Below are 19,381 nucleotides of genomic sequence, written 5' to 3' on the forward strand. Positions count from 1 at the left end.
ATCAGGCCGAAGCCGTCACCGGGGCGCCCCCTTCTTCGAGCGCCTCCTCTTCCTGGGGGGCCTGCTTGTCGAACCGCTGGCCCGCCAGCGAGATCCGCAGCACCCCAGGCAGCACCGCCAGGGTGGTGATCGTTCCGAAGATCATGCCGAAGATCACCACGGTGGCGAGCGGACGCTGCACCTCCGCGCCGGCGCTCGACGCGAGCGCCATCGGCAAGAACCCGAGCGCCGCGACCGCCGCGGTGGTCAGCACCGCGCGCACCACCGAGCTGGTCCCGTGGGTCACGGCGTGGTCGAGCTCTTCGCCCGCGATGAGGCGCCGCTGCACCTCGCTCGCGATGACCACGCCGTTCAGCACCGCCACACCGCCGAGCGCGATGAACCCGACGGCCGCCGACAGGCTGAACGGCAGATCCCGGAACATCAGCCCGAGCATCCCACCGATCAGCGACAGCGGCACCATCACGAACACGCTCACCGCGAGCCGCGCGTTCTGGAACATCCAGAGCAGCATCCCGAAGATGATCGCGACGACCACCGGCACGAGCAGCGACAGTCGCTCCTGCGCTCGCTCGAAGTTCTCGAACTGGCCGCCCCACTCCACGCGGTAGCCGCTCTCCATCGGGAACTCGTTCTGCACGATGGCCTGCGCTTCGGCGACCCACGACACCAGGTCCCGTCCGCGCAGGTTCACGTCGACACGGATGGTCCGCTCCCGGTCCTGACGCCGGACCGAGCTCACCCCGTCTCCCTCCGTGATGGTGACGATCTCGCGCAGCGGCACGCTGCCACCGCTCGACGTCTCCACGAACAGCTCCCCCAGCGCGGCGGCAGATGCCTCGGCCGGCGGGTTCAGCACGCGCAGATCGAACTTGCGCTGATCCTCGTAGATGTCACCGACGTGAACGCCCTCGCGCGCAGCGGCGATGACCGTGAACGCGTTCTCCAGCTTCACGCCATGGCGCGCCATCCTGGCCCGGTCCGCGACGGCATTGATCATCGGCTGGCCGAGGATGCGCTCGACGCGCACGTCACCGGAGCCCTCGACCGCCTTCATCCGCGCGCCGATCCGGTCCGCGAGGTCCGAGAGCTTGTCCAGGTCCGCGCCCACCACCTTGATCGACACGTCGGCGCGGGAGCCGCTGATCAGCTCGTTGGTCTTGTCTTCGATGGGCTGCGACACCGACACGAACGTGCCGGGCACCTCGGACTCGACCTTGTTCTTGATCAGCTCCGACAGGTCGTCGAAGTCGTCGGCGCTCGTCCACTCGCTGATCGGCAAGAGGCGCGTGAGGATGTCGGTGTTGTCGTTCCCGACCGGATCGATGGCCACCTCCGCGCGCCCCGTCATCCCCAGCGTGCTGGTGATCTCGGGGAAGGTGTGGAGCACCTTCTCCGCCTCGAAGTCGAGCTTCCGCGCCTCGTCCAGCGAGATGCTCGGGGCGCGACGGATGGTGACCATCGCGTCGCCCTCGAAGATGCGGGGTACGAACTCCGCGCCGGCGTTGGCGAAAAGCATGGTGACGCCGACGAACATCGCCGCAGAGCCAGCGATCAGCGCCCAGCGCAGAGCAACGATCCGGCCGATCATCCGCTCGTACCGCTCGGTGATCCACTCGATCCAGCGCGGCCCGTGCCCGGTCGCCGGTGGCACCAGCGTCACGAGGAGCGCCGGGAAGAACAGCACCGAGTAGACGAGCGCACCGAAGAGAGCGCACGCCATGGTGAGCGCCATCGGCCGGAACATCTTCCCCTCGATGCCTTCGAGGAAGAGCAGCGGCATGTAGACGAGCATGATGATCGCCACCGCGAAGGCCACCGGCCTCGCCACCGCCTGCGCCGACTCGCCGTAGGCCCGCGCGCGCGCGTTGCCGATGAGCTTCTTGCCCGCCACGGAGGCGATCACCGCCTCCAGCATGACGATGGGCCCATCCACGAGGAAGCCGAAGTCGATCGCGCCGAGCGACATGAGATCGCCCGTCACACCGAACAGGTGCATCCCGAGCACCGCGATGGTCATCGCCCCCGGGATCCCGAGCACCACCGCGATGGCGCCGCGCAAGGTCCCGAGGAACAGCGCCAGCACCACGGTCACGATGAGCACCCCCTCGGCGAGGTTCTTGAGCACCGTGCTGATCGTGCGCCCCACGAAGTCGGCGCGGTCGTACACGACCTCGATCTTCACCCCGGGCGGCAGCTCCTCCTGGATCACCTTCACCCGCTCGCCGACGGCGGCAACGATGTCGCGGCTGTTCTCGCCGAGCAGCATCATCACGATGCCCGTCACCGCCTCCCGCTCGCCGCCGTGGGTGATGACGCCGTAGCGCAGCGCGGCGCCGACGCGCACGTCGGCCACCTGCTTCACCAGCACCGGCGCACCGTCCGGCCCGGCGCGAAGTACGACCGACGCGATGTCCCCCTCGTCGCGGAGCATCCCCTGCCCGCGCACGGTGAACGACTCCTCGCGCCGCTCCACGTAGCCACCACCCACGCTGAGGTTCGCGGCGCGAAGGCCGACCAGCACCTCTTCGAGGGTCATGTTGTGGGCCTTGAGCCGGGCCCGATCGACGACGACCTGGTACTGCTTCAGGTCCCCGCCCATCGTGTTGACCTCGATGACGCCGGGCACGCTCCGGAGCTTGGGTACGATCTCCCAGTCGAGCAGCGTGCGGAGCTGCATGGGCGAGTGCCCCTCGCTGCGCACCACGAACTGGAAGATCTCACCGAGACCCGATGAAACGGGCCCCAGCTCGGGCGTCGAGGCGGAGGGCGGGAGATCGCGCTCCACCATCCGGAGACGCTCCAGCACGAGCTGGCGCGCATGCCACACGTCCGTGTCGTCGCTGAACACGACGGTCACGGCCGAGAGCCCGCCACGGGAGACGCTGCGCAGCTCCGTCCCTCCCGGGACGCCGTTCAGCGCGTTCTCGACCGGGATGGTGACGGTCCGCTCCACCTCGACGGCCGAGAGACCGGAGGCGCTCGTCATCACCGCCACCTGCACCGTCGACACGTCGGGCATCGCGTCGATGGGCAGCGCGCGCACCGCGAAGACGCCCGCGCCGAGCAGCATCGCGAAGAGAATCAGCATCACCGTCCGAAGACGGATCGAAGCCAGGACGATGCGTGACAGCATGATTTACCGGTAGAACTCGCTCTTGAGGGCGAAGACCCCGCTCGACACCACCTCTTGCCCCTCCGAGAGGCCCGAGGTGATCCCGTGGTGCTGGCCATCGCTGAAGCCCACCTCCACCGGGGTCGGCACCACCCGATCCTGGCCGTCGGACACGAAGACCGTCGGACTGCCATTGATGTAGGTGATGGCCGTCGAGGGCACCGCGAGCATCGTCCGCGCCGGTCCCGAGGCCCGGATGATCGCGTTCACCGCCTGCCCCGGCCTGAGCAGCCGCTTCTCGTTCTCGACCGCGATGCGCACCTCGATGTTACGCGTCGACGGATCGACCACGTCACCCACGTAGGCCACGCGGCCCGGGATGGGGTCGGCCTCGATGCCCACGCGCGTGATCTCCACCCGATCGTCCTTGCGGATCGCGTCCATGTGGCTCTCGAACACCGCCAGATCCACCCACAGGTGATCCAGGTCCGCGACCCGGTACGCGATGAGGTGGCTCTCCACCGACTGCCCCGCGAAGATGTGCCGCTCGACCACGGTGCCGTCGAGCGGCGATCGGAGCATGTACACACCGAAGGGTCCACCCGCGGATCCGCTGAGCGCCTTCACGCGCTGCTGCGCCGCGTGGAGCAGCGCCCGCTGCTCCTTGTGCGTGGCCGTCGCCATCTCGTACTCGCGCGCCGTCGAGAGCCCCTTCGCCGCCAGGTCTTCTTCGCGCTTCTCGTTCAGCGAGGCCGCCTCGCGCTGCGCGCCCACCACCGTGACCGCCGCCTGCGCCTCGCCCAGCTCCGCGCTCTCGATCTCGGCGAGCACGTCGCCCTGCTTCACGCGCTCGCCTTCGAGCTTGTGGAGCTTGCTCACCAGACCCCGGATGCGGGTCCCCACCGCGCCCACGTGCGCGGGATCGAAATCCACGGTGCCCACCACCTTGAGCTGGGGCACCAGCGGCATCGAGCGCACCGGAGCCAGCTCCACGCCAGCCCGCTTCCGGAACGCCTCCGAGAACACGATCGTCTTGCCCTCGACGTAGGGCACGTCCGCCTTGACCACGGGCACCGTCTCGGCGCTCGCGCGGCTCCGCGCCACGACGACGCCCCCGACCACCAGCGCCGTCAGCGCCCCTGCGGCGAGCGCCCAGCGACCCCAGCGCGTCCCCTGCGCCCCTTGTGCAGCGGACGCGTCCCCGGAGGGTGGCCTCTGCGGCCCCAGCTCTGGAGGCATCGTCTCTTCGTTCATCACCTGCGTCTCTTCCCTCATGGCAGATCTCCGGTCAGGGCCACGATGTCGGCAACGATCGACCACTCGCGCTGGATCAGCTCGAGCCGTCTCATGCGGAGCAACGCCATGTCTCGGCGCGCCGTCAGGACCCGCAACATCTCCCCCTTGCCGGCCGCTTTCATCGCCAGCGCTGCCTCCACCGAGGCCTGCGCGGCCGGCTCCCCAGCCGTCTCGATCACCTCACGCGCTTGCCGCACCTCCGCCCGCTCCTTCTCCAGGTTGAGGAGCGTCGAGGCCAGCACCCGCTGCTTCACCTGCGTCTCGGCGAGCGCCCTGGTCCGCTCGGCGTCGGCGCGCGCCGTCTCGCTCTGGTTGCGCCGCAGCACCGGGAACGTCCACGCCAGGCCACCGCCGAACCGCGCCTCCCCCAGATCCCCGCGCCCGGCGGTGACGATGAGGTTCAGCGGCACGTGCGACTCGATCTGCGCGCGCTCTCGCGCCCGCGCATAGTAAGCGGCCTCGCGCCGCGACGAGTCCACGTGGGGCGACTCTGCTGCGGCGCGCGCCACCTCGCCCCGGGTCATGCCATCGGCTGGCGGCGGCGTGACCGCCGTCCCTCCCGGAGGCTCGAACATCCGCCCCGTCACCCGCGCCAGATCCGACAGGGCCCGTCGCTGATCGGCCCGCGCCTCCGCGAGCAGCACCGTCACCCGCGCCAGCTCCACCTGCGCGAGCTTCTCGTCCTGCAGCGTCGCGTCGCCCGCGTCGAGACGCGAGGTGTACACACCCGCCTCTTCCCGGGCATCCTTCACGATGCTCTCGAAGGTGAGCACACGCGCCGCCGCCACCAGCGCAGCGCCGTACGCGCGAACGGCTTCTCCCTCCGCGGTCATGCGCACCGCCTCGAGATCCGTCTCCCGCCAGGCGACCAGCGCGTCTGCCTCGTCGATCCTGCGGCCGCGCTGCCCCGACACCTCCAGCGGCACCCACAGGTTGCCCTGGACCATGACGTCCTTCGTCGCACCGTTGGTGCCCCGATCGACGAAGACCTCCAGGTACGGATTGTCGACGGGCGTGAGCCGCGCACCTGCATACGCGGACTGCGCAACGCCCACGCCAGCGCGCGCCGTCACCACGCTCGGCGACCACTCGCGCGAAAGCTCCATCGCCCTCTCGAGCGTGGGAAAGCGCTCGGTCGCGCCCACATCGGCCGGCGCTGCGGCCGCATCCGTGCGCGGCCCCTTCGCCGCCGCCGCGGCTCCAGCGCGGGTCTCCGCGCTCGCCTCCGCGATGGGCAGCACAGCCAGCATCAACGCTGGCGCCACGAACGCCACCCACGGTCTCCGTGGAACGCGGCCTTTGTGTGGCGCAGCCCATTTGAGCCCAAACAGCAGCATCCCCGTTGCTTTAACGGGTCCCCGGGAGGGGTCAAGCGCGGACTTGCCGCGACATCTGCCTGAAACAATTAAGGAATCGGGCGCCAGATACTAGTCTGCTGCGCAGCCGCCCACATGTCGTGAGGCCTTCGTTCCGGTCGGTGGGCTGTCCTAGATGCCACATCCTGTTGGTCGTGCAACCACCTCGATGCGGCCTCATCGCGCTTCGACACGCATCGTCACCACAGCGGCGCAGAGGGGACGACATGGGTCGCGCACCTCTACATCATGAGGTGTGCCACGCCTTCCACGACGACGATCACGCCCCTCCGCAAGCTTCAGCACGCTCGATGATCGACGGCTTTCGCTGGCTATTTTCGCAGCTCGACGCCGCACCGACGGCACCTCGACCCGTTGCAGGACGAGCTCGTGCTGGGACTCGAGGAGGGCATCTTGCCTCGATGACTGGAGGGCTGGGGCATCATGCCTCGATGGTTTGCAGGCCAGCAGCAGCACTCGGAAGAAGCTCAGGCACACGCTCGCATGCATGCCGAGCTGTGCTGCACGGTACGCACGTCGAGCGCTCGGGTGACGAACGGTGTTCACACCACGCGCGAGCCCACGCGCAGCCGGGTGACCTGGTAAGCGACGCCCGCGATCAGGCCCGTGACCAGCCCGAGGTGTGCGACGCGCAGAACAGGCGAGTCCAGACCCGAAGCGAGCGGCTGACTCACCGGCAACCGGGTCAAGGTCTCGGTGATCCCGGGCAGCAGCACGAAGAAAAAGCTCACGCTCAGCGCGATCGTCTCGGTGTAGCGCCGCGCGCGACCGAGCCATGACAGGTGCGGCGCGGCCACGCCCACGAGCAACGCGAGCAAGGTGCCCACCGCGAGACCGAAGCCGACCGGGGTCTTGATCACACCGAAGGCCGTCAGCGCGCCGAGCGCCGTCGCCACGACATAGAGCTTGCCCACGCGGGTCGCGACGTCGATGCGACCTCCGCGCACGAACGCGATCGCGCCCAGCGGGATGGCGAAGAGGCTGACGACGGTGTGGAGGATGCCGATCGAGGAGAGGCTGTTCATGGCAGTTCGTCCTTGGGATGAGGGACGCAGGTGGACGACCTCCCCCACCTCACTGGAGGGGCGGAGCTCGACCCGGCGTCGGCCAGGGTCCAGGGTTCGGGTTTGCGACTCGTCTCGGCTCAGGGGTCGAACACGCCGTTCGCCACCTTCACCGGCACGCTCGCGCGAGCCAGCGCGACGACCGGGGAGCGCCCCGGCCCATCGAGCGACCTCACACGAAGGTCACCCCGTGTTGTCTCGCGACCTCGCCAGGCGTTACACGCCCCCCTCGTTTTTTTTCGGAGCCCCCTCCCGCCGCTCCGTTACGTCCACATCGGCATGTTCCCAGCCGCGTCGCGCTGTCCAGCGTAGGGGGCATCACATACCCGTCACGCGCCGTGGAGGCTCGACAGCTTCTCTCCAGAGGCTCCAGAGCCTCTTTCGAGAGGTTCATGACCTCCTTCGAGAGGCTCGAAAGCCTCGTCTTCGAGAGGTCCCACCACTGCCTTCAGGGGTGTCGACACCTTCCTCCAGGAGGGTCGACACCTTCCTCCAGGAGGGTCGACACCTTCCTCCAGGAGGGTCGACACCTTCCTCCAGGAGGGTCGACACCTTCCTCCAGGAGGGTCGACACCTTCCTCCAGGAGGGTCGACACCTTCCTCCAGGAGGGTCGACACCTTCCTCCAGGGACCTCGACACCTTCCTCCAGGAGGGTCGACACCTTCCTCCAGGAGGGTCGACACCTTCCTCCAGGAGGGTCGACACCCTCCTCCAGGCGGGTCGACACCTTCCTCCAGGGACCTCGACACCCTCCTCCAGGGACCTCGACACCCTCCTCCAGGCGGGTCGACACCCTCCTCCAGGGACCTCGACACCCTCCTCCAGGCGGGTCGACACCTTCCTCCAGGGACCTCGACACCTTCCTCCAGGAAGGTCGACACCTTCCTCCAGGAAGGTCGACACCTTCCTCCGATGGCCTGCTCCGATGGCCTCTCCAGCCACCGCACCGCCAGGTGCAGCAGCCTGGTCAGTCGTCGCTGCAACGTCCGAGCAAGGACAAAAGGTCTCCCTCACCCGAGCAGACGGGTCAATCGGGAGCAGCATTCCTTCCTCCGCTCGGCCAGCCAGGTCACGGCAGCCTCAGGGCCCGTCGCCGACGAAGCACCTGACGTGACCCCTCGTTCGGACTGCCCGAGAATGCCTCGACGGCTCCAGTACGAGCCTCTGCGACTGCAAACAACCGCTCCCAGGAGCCACGACTCCCCCATCGCGCAGTGCGCCCTTCGTTTACATGGCGAATGTCAGGCCCCTGCCGGACCGAGACAAACAAGAGAATCATTGGTACATGAGTTGCTCGATCAGCTGATTGCGTATCGCCACCACCCATTCAACCCTGGCCAGCAGCTCGGGAGACTCGTCGATGTCCCCGGCTCCAGGGACAGGAGGGCCCATGCTGCGCACATTCAGCCTGTTTGCAGGGATGAGTTTGCTGGCGGTCGTCTCGTCGACCGGATGCATCGCCGACGCGGACGACACAGACACCACGGACAACGCCGACGAACACGACGAAGGCATTGCCACGAGTGAGTCAGCCGTGATCTCGGCGAGACCTTTCGGCTGCATCGGCGCACAGATCGCGCTGCGTGCGAGCAGCGGTCATTACGTGGCCGCGGAAGGGGGTGGTGGAGGCGCGGTGAACGCGAATCGCGTACAGATAAGAGAATGGGAGATGTTCACCGTGCACGACCTCGGCAGCAGAAAGGTCGCCCTTCAGACCTGGAATGGTCATTACGTCGTCGCAGAGGGCGGCGGAGGGCGTGAAGTGAAAGCCGATCGACGGGTGCGGAGTGTCTGGGAGACCTTTGTCCTCGAGCGCCACCCGAACGGGTCAGACTGGGCATTGAAGGCAGCGAACGGCCAGTACGTCGTCGCAGAGGGTGGCGGAGGGGGCACGGTGAACGCGAATCGATCGGCTGCAAGAGCGTGGGAGGCGTTCACGGCGGTCTGCCTCTGAGAGCGCAGGGTGCGCGTTCGGGCTCCGGCGCGGTCACGCCCGGGGTCGTGGTCTCGTCGAACACGCACGGGACTGGTCTGCACGCTGTGGTCACCCCTCCGGCTCGTCCTCGTCTGGCCACAGCGCCCCCAGGTCGAACGCCAGGGCGTCGAAGGGCATGGCGCACACCGACGCGTCGCCCAGCTCACCCCCGCTGCGGCGTACACCGGCATCTTCCCCAGCCGGTCATGGCCGGCCGTCGACGCGGAGAGGATCTCGCAGATCCAGTCCGGCGGCAGCGTGAAGTGTGCCTCCCTGGGCAACCTGGGCATGCGCTCGCGCCGGGCCGGACGCGAACCAGCGTGAACTCGGACCCCGCGCGGGGCTAGCGGGCGGCTCGTACGGCGCGGGTGGCGAGGAAGGCGAGACCGACGGCAGCGCCGAGCGCGGTGGTGGTGATCGCGGTGGCGCGGAGCAAGGCGGTCTTCACGCGGCTGGGCTCGTGGTCGGGCAGATAGGGGCGCGTCGCGTGGGGCAGGAGCCAGGCTTCGCTTCCGTGGCCTTTGCCTCCCAGGAGGTGCATCGCGCGGGCGAGCTTGCTGCGGGGGTACATCCGGCTCTGGACGAACAGAATGTAACGGCTCAAGGAGACGTGCCCCGAAGCCTGGCGCTCCATCCAGAACAGCACGCGGCGGAGGTGCTCGGCGGTCGCGCGCGGGCCGCCGTCGCCGTCGAGGCGCTGCCACTCGCCGTGACCGGGCAGCACCCACGCGAAGCCGAGGTGGCCAGCCTCGGCCAGCGCGACGAGGCGTCGGACGGAGCGGGTCTGGCGGTCCCAGTTCTCCCAGCACTGGAGGCGGAAGGCCATGAGCTGGCCGAGGCGGCGGGAGTAGGCGAGGTGATCGCCGCTGAACAGGAAGCGGCCGCGGTAGATCAGGCAGAGGGATCCGGGGGTGTGTCCGGGCTGGGGGATGACGGCGAGCTCCGCGTCGGGGAGCGAGGCCTCCGGGATGGGAACGCCTTCGAGGGTGACGGGGCTGAGCTGGTCACCGAGCTGGATCTCCACGTCGCTGGTGGCGGCGCGGTACTCGTTGCCGCGCAGGTTCACGTCGGAGGCGCCGAGGATGCGGCGGCTGCCCGGGAAGCGCGCGGCGTACTCGGCGTGGTGCTCGGCGTGGTCGCGATGAGTGAGGAAGATCCAGCGGACGCCGCCGTGTTCGTCGAGCCAGCGGAAGAGCGCGTCGTTCGGCTTGGGCAGGTCGACGAGCACGTTCCCGTCCGGGCGCTCGATGAAGTACGCCATCGCGCCGGCGTTGTCGCGGGAGGGGCTGCCGAGGACCCAGACGTTGTCCTCGATGGGCCGCGGCCAGGTGCGCCACGGGGCGCCGAGAGAGCCCGGGCGCACGCGTGCGGCAGGGGGTTTGAGGCGCAAGGCGCCGAAGGGACACGCCGCGACGGCCGTGCGGGCGGCTTCGAGTTCGGCCTGGCTTCTAGGCTGGCGGATGACGCCGGTGAAGGCGCCTTCTTCGTAGGTCCCCGGGAGCACGGCGGGGCCGCCGTTGAGCACGGCACCATCCATCGCTTTCCAGTGGGCTGGGGCCACCTCACCCAGCAGCTCGGGCGCGAAGTTGCGACAGGTGCCAGCGCCGCAGCACGTGTTCATGACGTGCAGGCGCCCCCAGTCCTGCGCGGTGTCACCGTCTCTCGTCGTACCCGTCATGAGCTCATCCCCTCTCCACCAGCGCGCGAGGAGGTGACGCGGCGGATCCGCGACGACTCCCCAGGTGCAAGGTACTAGGGGCCGTCCGCGGCAACCATCGCCGTGAAGCGGATCCGACGCCGTGCGTCCCGTGTGTTTCAAGCGTTGCGGGCGGTGAGCGCGGAGAGCGCGGAGAGCGCGGTGAACGCGGTGAGCTGCGCGCGGTGAGACACGCGCGGAGAGCGAGCGACTCAGCGCTCGATGGGACGCTCGGGGGCGCGCAAGGCGGCGAGCAAGGCGCGGACCTGCGCGGCGATCCCGGCTTCGGCGGTGGCGGGTGAGGGGGGAAGGGCCGTACGAGGAACGTCCACGCCGAGAGAGCTGGCAGCAGCCAGGAGGCTGGCGCTGGCCATGAAGGCCATGGCATGCCGGGCGCCGCCATGGCGCGGCGGCGGCAGCGGGACCGAAGGCGGAGGCACGGTGCTCCAGAGCGGATCGTTGAAGGCTGGCCTCGACGGGGGAGGCACGGTGCTCCACAGCGTCGGGTTGAACCCTGGCCTCGATGGGGGAGGCACGGTGCTCCACAGCGTCGGGTTGAAGCCTGGCTTCGAGGGCGGAGGCGCCGAGATGCGGGTCGCCGCAGCCGGCGGGATGGAGGGGCTCACCAGGCCCGCCGGAGGGATCGAGGAGCGCCGGAGACCCACCGGCGGAATGGGGAGGCGAGGCACGTGGACGGGAGGCGCGAGGTCACTGCGGGCGGCCCGCTTGAGGCGAGCCAACGTGGGCGCAGCTTCCGGTGGGGCGAAGGGCGCGAGGGCCATGGCGAGCTCGGGGGCGCTGCCGTAACGAGCGTCGCGGTTCTTGTCGAGGCAGCGCAGGATGATCGCGGCGAGGCCTGCGGGGATGCTCGGCAAGAGTTCTGCGGGGGGCATGGGGTCGGCCTTGAGGATGGCAGCGAGGAGGGAGGCGATGCCCACCCGGCCGACGGATCGGAACGGGAGCTGGCTGGTCACCATGCGGTACAGCAGAACGCCGAGGGACCAGAGGTCGCTGCGCCCGTCGATCTCGTCGCCGAGGATCTGCTCGGGCGACATGAAGCAAGGGGAGCCGATGAGGGACGCGCGCGGTGTGGCCGAGCCGGCCGGGAAGGCGATCGCTTCGACCTTGGCGAGACCGAAGTCGAGCACCTTGATCAGGGTGGTACCGTCGGGGCGGTGCGCGAGGAAGACGTTCTCGGGCTTGATGTCGCGGTGCACGACGCCATGCACGTGGGCCTCGGTGAGGGCCTCGCAGATCTGGAGGGCGTAGTGCGCAGCCTCGGGGGCTGGGAGCGCCTTGCGCTCGGCGAGGACGGCGCCGAGGTCGCGGCCTTCGAGCAGCTCCATCGCCATGAAGGGCAAGCCGCGGTGCTCGCCGACGTCGAGGACGCGAACGACGTGCTCGCCCTGGAGGGCGCAGGCCGTCCACGACTCGCTGAGGAAGCTCTTCACGGCGCGCGGATGCCGGGCGGCTTCGGGCAGCATGACCTTCACGGCGCGCACGACCTGCGTGGGCAGGTGGGTCGCGGCGTAGACGATGCCCATGCCGCCGCGGCCGAGCACGCGCTCCAGCCGGTACACGCCGGCGATGGTGTCTCCGAGATCGAGCGGGGGGCTCACGATGCCTCCCCGGTTCGGGGCGCATTGCTTCGGAACGCACGCCAGAGCCGGTGACGGAGAACCCCTTCAAGGCGACGGTGGCGCAAGTTTCCAGCCATCGTGCTTTGTTGCATCTCCCATGAGAGGTTACCGCGCGCCCTGCCGCTGCGACAAGTTGTCCCCCTACGTCCCAGGCGACCTGGGCAGTAATCTGACGACGGGAACAGTTCGGATGGCGTGGAGGCGTGATGCGTGACGATGTGAACGGCTTGCTGGAAGGGCTCGGGGTTCTGGCGGGGGCGCCTTCGGGGGTCTGCGCGGGCGGCTGGCTCGACGCGACGGGCCCCGAGATCGAGTCGGTCGATCCGACGACGGGGGAAGCGCTCGGGCGGGTGCGGTCGGCGTCGCGCGAGGACTACGATGCGGTGGTGACGCGGGCCAGCGAGCGCTTCGCTTCGTGGCGGATGCGGCCTGCCCCGCGGCGAGGCGAGGTGGTGCGGCGGCTCGGCGAGCTGTTGCGGCAGCACAAGGAGGCGCTCGGCACGCTGGTGTCGCTGGAGATGGGGAAGATCCGCTCGGAGGGGCTGGGCGAGGTGCAGGAGATGATCGACATCTGCGACTTCGCCGTGGGGTTGAGCCGTCAGCTCCACGGGCTGACGTTGCCGAGCGAGCGCCCGCACCACCGGATGATGGAGCAGTGGCATCCGCTGGGGACCGTGGGGGTGGTCACGGCGTTCAACTTCCCGGTGGCGGTGTGGGCGTGGAACGTGGCGATCGCGGCGGTCTGCGGCGATGTGTGCGTGTGGAAGCCGTCGCCGGTGACGCCGCTGTGCAGCCTGGCAGTGCAGCGGCTGGTGGAGCAGGCGTTCGCGGAGCACGAGGCCGAAGGGGTGCTCTGTCTGGCGGTGGGAGGCGCAGACGCAGGAGCGTGGATGGCGGACGATGCGCGGCTGCCGCTGGTGTCGTTCACAGGCTCGATCCCGGTCGGCCGGAAGGTGGCTGCGCGGGTGGCAGGGCGGCTGGGACGCAGCTTGCTGGAGCTGGGAGGGAACAACGCGATCATCGTGCTCGACGACGCGGACCTGGATCTGGCCGTGCGTGCGATCACCTTCGGGGCGGTGGGGACCGCGGGGCAGCGCTGCACGTCGACGCGGCGGGTGTTCGCGCAGCGGGGGATCTCGGGGAAGCTGACGGAGCGGCTGATGGCGGCGTACCAGACGGTGCGCATCGGCGATCCGCTGGAGGAGGAGACGCTCATGGGGCCCCTCGCGACACGGGAGGCCGTGCTGCGCTACGAGGCGGCGCTGCGGTCGGCAGGTGAGGAAGGCGGGGAGGTGCTGTGCGGGGGGAAGGCGCTGGATCGGCCGGGCTTCTTCGTGGAGCCGGCGCTGGTGTGGGCGCCGCGGCAGCAGGACTTCTCGATCGCGTGGAAGGAGACGTTCGCGCCGATCCTCTACCTGTTCGAGGTGGGCGATCTGGACGAGGCGATCGCGGCGCAGAATGCGGTGACGCAGGGACTGTCGAGCGCCATCTTCACGGACAGCCTGCGCTCGGCGGAGAAGTTCCTGTCGGCGATGGGCTCGGACTGCGGGATCGCCAACGTGAACATCGGGACGAGCGGCGCGGAGATCGGGGGGGCGTTCGGCGGGGAGAAAGAGACGGGCGGCGGACGGGAGGCCGGGTCCGACTCGTGGAAGGCGTACATGCGGCGGCAGACCTGCACCATCAACTGGGGCACGGAGCTGCCACTCGCGCAGGGCGTGAAGTTCTCGTGAACGCCGCGCCGTCGTCGGTGGCGTTCCCCGGTCGGGGCGTCATCGACGACGGACGAACGAGTCGACGAGAGGAAGAGAGACGAGAGCGGGTGGAAAGAGGGCGAGACACGAAGCGCCTCGCCGGAGTGGGGCTACTGTGCGATGGCCTTGAGGTCGAGCATTTCCTCGACGCTCGGGACGACGATGATGTCGCAGCGGCGGTTCTTCTGGCGGCCGTCGGCGTCGTCGTTGGAGGCGACGGGATCCGTATCGCCGTAGCCAGAGGCGCTCCAGTGATCGATGGGGAGCTGGCCCTTGTCGCTCACGAGGTACAGGAGCACCTCACGGGCGCGCATGAGCGACAGGCCCCAGTTGTCACGGAAAACGCCGCCCGCGAGGGGCTTGTTGTCGGTGTGACCGGCGACCTGGAAGTCGCGCGCCTTGAGCGACGCGTCGGCGCGGATGACCTGGGCGACCTTCTCGAGGATCTCCTTGCCTTCCTTCTTGAGGGTCTCGCGGCCGGAGTCGAAGAGCACATCGCCCGGGAGCGAGACGACCATGCGGTTCTTGCGGATGTTGACCGCGAGGCCGAGCTTGGTCAGCTCGTCGAGCTTCTTGCGGAGGGTGTCGAAGCGCTCCTTGATCTGCTCGAGCTGCTTGGCGCGCGCCTTGTACTCGGCGAGGGCGCGCTCGCGCTCTTCGAGGCTGGCGCTGAGCTGGGAGACCTGAGAGGCAGAGCTCTGGAGGTTCTCGTTGAGCTTGGAGATGTCGATGCCAGCAGCCTTGAGCTGCTTGGCGAGTTCCTCGACCCGGGTCTGCTCCGCCTGGAGCTCCTGCTGGGTCTTCGTGAGGCGAGCTTCGGTGTTCTGATGCTCGCTCTGGAGGCGGTTGTACTTGTCGAGCTGGGCCTGCCACTCCTCTTCGGAGTAGCCACAGCCAAGTGCAAACGAGGCGATCAGGGCCGGCAAGGCAAAGGTTCGCAGTTGCATGGGCGCACACTACCCATGTCCTGGGCATCCGGAAAGCCCCAGGCTCGCGCAGGGAGGGCGGAGATGGCATGCTCACGGTGGAAACGTGTGGGCCTGGCTGCTTGAGTGGTGTGCACGCGGGCTCGGGGCGACGCGACATCGTGGCGGCGTCTCGGTGGTTCTGTTCGCGCTGTTTCTGGGCGTTCTCACGCAGATCTTGCGCACGCGCTACAGCCTGGGGCCCGGCGCGTTCCTTCCGTGTGTCGGGTTCGCGACCATCGCATTCGTTGCTGCTCGAAATACAAAGGAGGCGCGCTCGGCGGTGTGGCGCGCGGTGTGTCTGGGCCTGAGCGATCCACGACAGCGACCGACACGTCTCTCTGATCCGTGGTTCATGCCGCCCTCGGCGCTGGTGCTCTTCAAGCTGGCCGAGATGCTCGATGCGGTGCGACGAGGAGAGATGGCGCGGGCTGCGGGCAAGGTGACGAACATGAACCGCGCGTTGCTTCGCCCCGACGAGGAGCGGCTCCTCGACGCGGCGCGCGCGATGATCGCGCTGGATCTCGGCGAGCGTCGGCTCGCGGCGCAGCTCGCGGCGCGCGTGCTGCCCACGGGGAGCGGAGACCTCGACGTGCGGCTCGGGCGGGTGGTGGTCGCCGAGGCGTGGCGTAGCCCCGCGCAGCTCGAAGAGGTGGATCATGCCTTCCGAGAGCACGGGCTGGGGCTGGATCTGGGAACGCCGCTGAACCGGCTGGCTGCGCTGGTGCGCGTGCGCGTGGCTCCCGATGAAAGGCGGACATTGCCGGCCGATGACGCGCGCGCGCTGGGCGACGAGGCACGCGCGCTGGGGGAGGATGAGTTCGCCGCCGAGCTGGAGGCGAGGAGCCGCACCGCCATGTACCGCTGAGAGACCGCGCTGTAGCATGCCGTTCCGATGAACGACGCCACGTCCGGGACAGCGAAGCTCAGCACGTACCAGCGCTGGCTGTTCTTCTTCCTGGGGGTGGCGGGGTTCTTCGAGGGCTACGACATCTTCGCGCTGTCGCAGCTCTTGCCAGCGATCCGGGCAGAGATGGGACTCGCCACGGCCTCCGAGGGGTTGCTGGTCGGGTTCATCAACACGGGGGCGATCCTCGCATTCTTCCTGGTGCGGCGCGCGGATCGGTGGGGGCGACGCAAGGCGCTGACGGTCACGATCCTGGGCTACACGCTGTTCTCGTTGCTGACGGGGCTCGCGCCGAACATCTGGGTGTTCGCAGTCGCGCAGCTCTGCGCGCGGTTCTTCTTGCTGGCGGAGTGGGCGATCGGGATCGTGTACGCGGCGGAGGAGTTCCCGGCGGCGCGGCGAGGGATGGTGATCGGCGCGCTGAACGGGCTGAACGGGCTCGGGGCGGTGGTGTGCGCGGGCATCGCATCGCCGGTGGCGGCGTCGCCGCTCGGGTGGCGGGGGGTGTACTTCATCGGCGCCGTGCCGCTCCTCTTGATGGCCATCGCGCGGCGGTCGCTGCGCGAGACGCAGCGCTTCACGACGCAGGTCGAGCAAGGTGGCGCGACGGGCTCGTTCGCGCGGCTGCTGGAGCCGCCGTGGCGCTCGAGGACGCTGTTCCTGGCGGCGATCTGGTGGTTGACCTACGCCTGCGTGGCGAACGCGATCACGTTCTGGAAGGAGCACGCGGTCCAGGAGCGTGGCTACACGGGGAGCGAGGTGGGGCTGTACATCTCGGTGGCCGCAGTGGCCGCGATCCCGCTGACGTTCCTGGCAGGCAAGCTGCTGGATCGGCTGGGGCGGCGGATGGGGGCGGTGCTGATCTACGGGTCGCTCGTGGTGGGGGTACTGGGCTGCTACATGGCCGAGCCGCGGTCGGTGGTGGTGGTGTGCTTGGTCTTCGGGATCGCCGGGGTGACGGCGGTGGCCACGGTGCTGTCGGCCTACAACGCCGAGCTGTTCCCCACGGCGCTGCGTGGCGATGCGTTCGGTCTGTCGAACAACTTGCTGGGGCGCACGGCGATGGTGCTCTCGCCATTCGTTGCGGGGCACGCGGCAGAGTCCTTCGGCTGGGGTCGCACGGTGGCGGCGACGACGGTGCTGCCGCTGGTGGCGCTGGTGCTGCTCCTCGTGGCGATGCCAGAGACGCGCGGTCGTGAGCTGGAGGAGACGTCGGCCCAGCCGGCATCGTGAAGTCGGCCGGACGCCGTGCTACCAGGGCCGCCATGAGCAACCAGGAAGCCCAGGATCACGCGGAGTCCTTGAACCAGATCCTCGATGGGTGGGGGAAGGCGAATGGACTGAGCATCGTCAGCGCGTCGCGCGACGAGGTGGTCGCCGAGCTGACGATCGCGCCGAAGCACCTCCAGGCGTACGGCATCGTGCACGGGGGGATGCACTGCGCGATCATCGAGACGGTGGCGTCGATCGGGGCGGCCATCGACGCATACGCGCACGGGAAGAACGTGGTGGGGCTGGAGAACCACACGTCGTTCCTGCGGGCGGTGCGCGAGGGGAAGCTCAGGGCCGTGGCCAGGCCGCTCACGCGAGGGCGCCGCTCGCAGGTGTGGGAGGCGAACGTGTACGACGAGAAGGGGCGGGTCGCGGCGTCGGGTCGGGTGAGGTTGCTGGTGCTCGATCCGGAGGCGGAGCTCGGCGGCAAGCAGGTGGAGCTGAAGGGCGCCGAGTGACCCAGGCGGCGCCGAGTGACCCAGGCGGAGGTCAACTGGGTGCGAGCAGGGCGCTGAGGGGCGCAGCGTGGTGCGAACGCTGGCGGGACGGCGAGAGGAAGCCCTGGGCGTGGGTCAGAAGCGCCGAGTGGGCTCGGGGTGCTCGACCCGGGGGGCAGGGGGGCGTGGCGAGGCGGGTCGAGCTGGCGTGAGCTCGCTCTCGAGGTGCACCCCGGCCAGGGAGAGCTCCACCAGGGCCGCGAGGCGGGTGGCGACGAGCGGGGCGGCGTCGGGGCCCTCGGCGTGCGTGGCTGCGGCGTAGGCGAAGCAGCGGAAGGCCCGGCCTCCGAAGGCGACGGCGAACCCTTCGACGGCGGTCGAGGGAGGCACGGGGGGTACGATGCCGACGGTGAGCACGGTGTCGAAGCCGGCAGGGGCGTCGATGCGGCGCTGCTCGATGACGACGCTGCCTTCGCCACCAGGCAGCTTGCGCCAGGTGCGCGCCTGGGTCTCGCAGAGGGCGCGGTGGACGCGATCGTTGGGGCGCCAGGTGCGGACGAGGAGGGTGGTCGTCGAGGAGGCGTGGGTGGCGGCGAGCCAGGGGGAGCTGGCGTCGTCGACACGCCAGCCGACGCCGTCGGGGAGCGGCAAGGCGAGATCGAAGCGGGTGGAGTGGTACTCGCCGACCCGGCCGTTCAGCTCGGCAGCGGGTCCAGGGGGCCTGGTGGCGGGAGCGGTCGCAGGCGGCGGCGTCGCCACCGGGGTGGACGGTGTGCCGCATGCGGGCGCGGCGATCAGGGCGACCCCGATCAGCGCGCCACGAACGCGGCGCGCGGGCGCCACCCAGCGCTTCAGCGCAGGTAGGTCAGCCACTCGGGGTGCGAGTCGTCGCTGCCCTTCACCACGTCGAAGTAGCGCTGCTGGAGGCGCCGGGTGATCGGGCCGATCTTGCCCTCGCCGATGGTGCGGTCGTCGACCTCGCGGATCGGGGTGACCTCGGCGGCGGTGCCCGTGAAGAACGCCTCGTCGGCGAGGTAGAGCTGGTCGCGGATGATGGGCTCCTCGGAGACGGTGAGGCCCTCTTCACGCGCGAGGGTGATGATGGTCTCGCGGGTGATGCCGGCGAGGATGGAGACGCTGAGGGGCGGCGTGTAAAGGCGCCCGTTCTTGACGATGAAGATGTTCTCGCCCGAGCCCTCGCAAACCTGACCGGAGGTGTCGAGCAGGATGGCTTCGTCATAGCCGGCCATGCGCGCTTCCCGCTTGGCGAGGGTGCTGTTCGTGTACTGGCCCATCATCTTGGCGCGGGGCAGGCCGACGTGGAGGTGGTTGCGGGACCAGGAAGAGATCTTGGTGCGGATGCCCTTCTCCAGGCCTTCCTTGCCCAGGTATGCACCCCAGCGCCAGGCGACGACCATGGTGCGGATGGGGTTGTCGGGCGCGAAGACCCCCATGGCCCCATCGCCGACGAAGACGAGCGGACGCAGGTAGGCCTCGTCCATCGCGTTCTCACGGAGGGTGTGGAGGCAGGCGTCCACCAGCTGGGTGCGGGAGAAGCGGGGCACGGTGAACACCAGCTTGCACGTGTCGAGCAGGCGATCGATGTGCTCGCGCAGGCGGAAGACGGCAGTCCGTCCGTCAGTGCGGCGGTAGGCGCGGATGCCCTCGAAGGCGCCGAGGCCGTAATGCAGCGAGTGGGTCAGGACGTGGACCTTGGCTTCGTCCCAGTCGACCAGCTCGCCTTCCAACCAGATCTTCTTCACCTTGTCGACCATGAGGGCTCCTCTGCGTGTGTTTGTCGTGGAGTCAGACGCGGGTGCGCTCGCGCCCAGGTCGAGCGCGGCGCGGGCCAGTGAGGCCCAGCTCCTCCCGTGAGGGGGTAT

The 19,381-nt window shown here is 69.3% G+C and carries 15 protein-coding genes and 1 pseudogene; 5 read left to right on the forward strand and 11 right to left on the reverse strand.

Going from position 1 to position 19,381, the window contains the following annotated elements; translation table 11 throughout:
- Window position 1 precedes the first annotated feature (1 nt).
- The 5 genes from CMC5_RS35340 to CMC5_RS35360 form a co-directional block, all read right to left on the reverse strand.
- Window positions 2-3,136 carry an efflux RND transporter permease subunit gene (locus CMC5_RS35340; protein ID WP_050434529.1) on the reverse strand — a complete coding sequence of 1,045 codons (3,135 nt, stop codon included), beginning with the start codon at window positions 3,134-3,136 and terminating at the stop codon, window positions 2-4.
- A gap of 3 nt (window positions 3,137-3,139) precedes the next feature.
- Window positions 3,140-4,390 carry an efflux RND transporter periplasmic adaptor subunit gene (locus CMC5_RS35345; RefSeq protein ID WP_050434530.1) on the reverse strand — a complete coding sequence of 417 codons (1,251 nt, stop codon included), beginning with the start codon at window positions 4,388-4,390 and terminating at the stop codon, window positions 3,140-3,142.
- Window positions 4,387-5,685, reverse strand: a complete 1,299-nt coding sequence (locus CMC5_RS35350) for a TolC family protein (protein WP_050434531.1) — start codon at window positions 5,683-5,685, stop codon at window positions 4,387-4,389. The genes CMC5_RS35345 and CMC5_RS35350 overlap by 4 nt, the downstream gene beginning before the upstream one ends.
- 644 nt (window positions 5,686-6,329) lie before the next feature.
- Window positions 6,330-6,812, reverse strand: coding sequence for a hypothetical protein (locus CMC5_RS35355; protein WP_050434532.1), 483 nt, complete (start codon window positions 6,810-6,812; stop codon window positions 6,330-6,332).
- A 368-nt stretch (window positions 6,813-7,180) separates the two neighbouring features.
- Window positions 7,181-7,645: a hypothetical protein gene (locus tag CMC5_RS35360; RefSeq protein WP_156339100.1), complete on the reverse strand. Its 465-nt coding sequence runs from the start codon at window positions 7,643-7,645 to the stop codon at window positions 7,181-7,183.
- A 597-nt stretch (window positions 7,646-8,242) separates the two neighbouring features.
- On the opposite strand from CMC5_RS35360, the gene CMC5_RS48130 reads away from it, so the two are divergent.
- Window positions 8,243-8,806: a fascin domain-containing protein gene (locus CMC5_RS48130; RefSeq protein WP_050434534.1), complete on the forward strand. Its 564-nt coding sequence runs from the start codon at window positions 8,243-8,245 to the stop codon at window positions 8,804-8,806.
- 197 nt (window positions 8,807-9,003) lie between these two features.
- Here CMC5_RS48130 and CMC5_RS49310 read toward each other — a convergent pair.
- The 3 genes and pseudogenes from CMC5_RS49310 to CMC5_RS35375 form a co-directional block, all read right to left on the reverse strand.
- Window positions 9,004-9,117 (reverse strand): annotated as a pseudogene (locus CMC5_RS49310) (Uma2 family endonuclease); the annotation flags it as partial.
- Window positions 9,118-9,170: 53 nt separating this feature from the next.
- Window positions 9,171-10,505 (reverse strand): MBL fold metallo-hydrolase, encoded by a 1,335-nt coding sequence (locus tag CMC5_RS35370; protein ID WP_245678012.1) that lies wholly within the window; start codon window positions 10,503-10,505, stop codon window positions 9,171-9,173.
- A gap of 230 nt (window positions 10,506-10,735) precedes the next feature.
- Window positions 10,736-12,142 (reverse strand): serine/threonine-protein kinase, encoded by a 1,407-nt coding sequence (locus CMC5_RS35375; protein WP_050434535.1) that lies wholly within the window; start codon window positions 12,140-12,142, stop codon window positions 10,736-10,738.
- A gap of 227 nt (window positions 12,143-12,369) precedes the next feature.
- Between CMC5_RS35375 and amaB the strand changes: the two genes are divergently transcribed.
- On the forward strand, window positions 12,370-13,896 hold the full coding sequence (gene amaB / locus CMC5_RS35380) for an L-piperidine-6-carboxylate dehydrogenase (RefSeq protein ID WP_050434536.1): 1,527 nt from the start codon (window positions 12,370-12,372) through the stop codon (window positions 13,894-13,896).
- Window positions 13,897-14,027: 131 nt separating this feature from the next.
- On the opposite strand, the gene CMC5_RS35385 is transcribed toward amaB, so the two are convergent.
- Complete coding sequence (locus CMC5_RS35385) at window positions 14,028-14,864, reverse strand: OmpA/MotB family protein (RefSeq protein WP_050434537.1); 837 nt, start codon at window positions 14,862-14,864, stop codon at window positions 14,028-14,030.
- Between the two features lie 154 nt (window positions 14,865-15,018).
- On the opposite strand from CMC5_RS35385, the gene CMC5_RS35390 reads away from it, so the two are divergent.
- Genes CMC5_RS35390 through CMC5_RS35400 form a run of 3 tightly spaced genes read left to right on the forward strand, consistent with a single transcriptional unit; the run spans window position 15,019 to window position 17,519 of the window.
- Window positions 15,019-15,750, forward strand: a complete 732-nt coding sequence (locus tag CMC5_RS35390; protein ID WP_156339103.1) for a hypothetical protein — start codon at window positions 15,019-15,021, stop codon at window positions 15,748-15,750.
- A gap of 27 nt (window positions 15,751-15,777) precedes the next feature.
- A complete protein-coding gene (locus tag CMC5_RS35395; RefSeq protein ID WP_050434539.1) occupies window positions 15,778-17,022 on the forward strand; it encodes an MFS transporter in 1,245 nt (414 codons plus the stop codon).
- A gap of 32 nt (window positions 17,023-17,054) precedes the next feature.
- Window positions 17,055-17,519: a PaaI family thioesterase gene (locus CMC5_RS35400; RefSeq protein ID WP_050434540.1), complete on the forward strand. Its 465-nt coding sequence runs from the start codon at window positions 17,055-17,057 to the stop codon at window positions 17,517-17,519.
- Between the two features lie 114 nt (window positions 17,520-17,633).
- Here the strand turns inward: CMC5_RS35400 and CMC5_RS35405 are convergent, their stop codons facing one another.
- Together CMC5_RS35405 and CMC5_RS35410 are read right to left on the reverse strand one after the other, a co-directional pair.
- Window positions 17,634-18,371 (reverse strand): hypothetical protein, encoded by a 738-nt coding sequence (locus tag CMC5_RS35405; RefSeq protein ID WP_050434541.1) that lies wholly within the window; start codon window positions 18,369-18,371, stop codon window positions 17,634-17,636.
- Window positions 18,350-19,273, reverse strand: coding sequence for a branched-chain amino acid transaminase (locus CMC5_RS35410; protein WP_050434542.1), 924 nt, complete (start codon window positions 19,271-19,273; stop codon window positions 18,350-18,352). The genes CMC5_RS35405 and CMC5_RS35410 overlap by 22 nt, the downstream gene beginning before the upstream one ends.
- Between the last annotated feature and the right edge of the window lie 108 nt (window positions 19,274-19,381).

This window comes from Chondromyces crocatus, assembly GCF_001189295.1.
GTDB lineage: Bacteria > Myxococcota_A > Polyangia > Polyangiales > Polyangiaceae > Chondromyces > Chondromyces crocatus.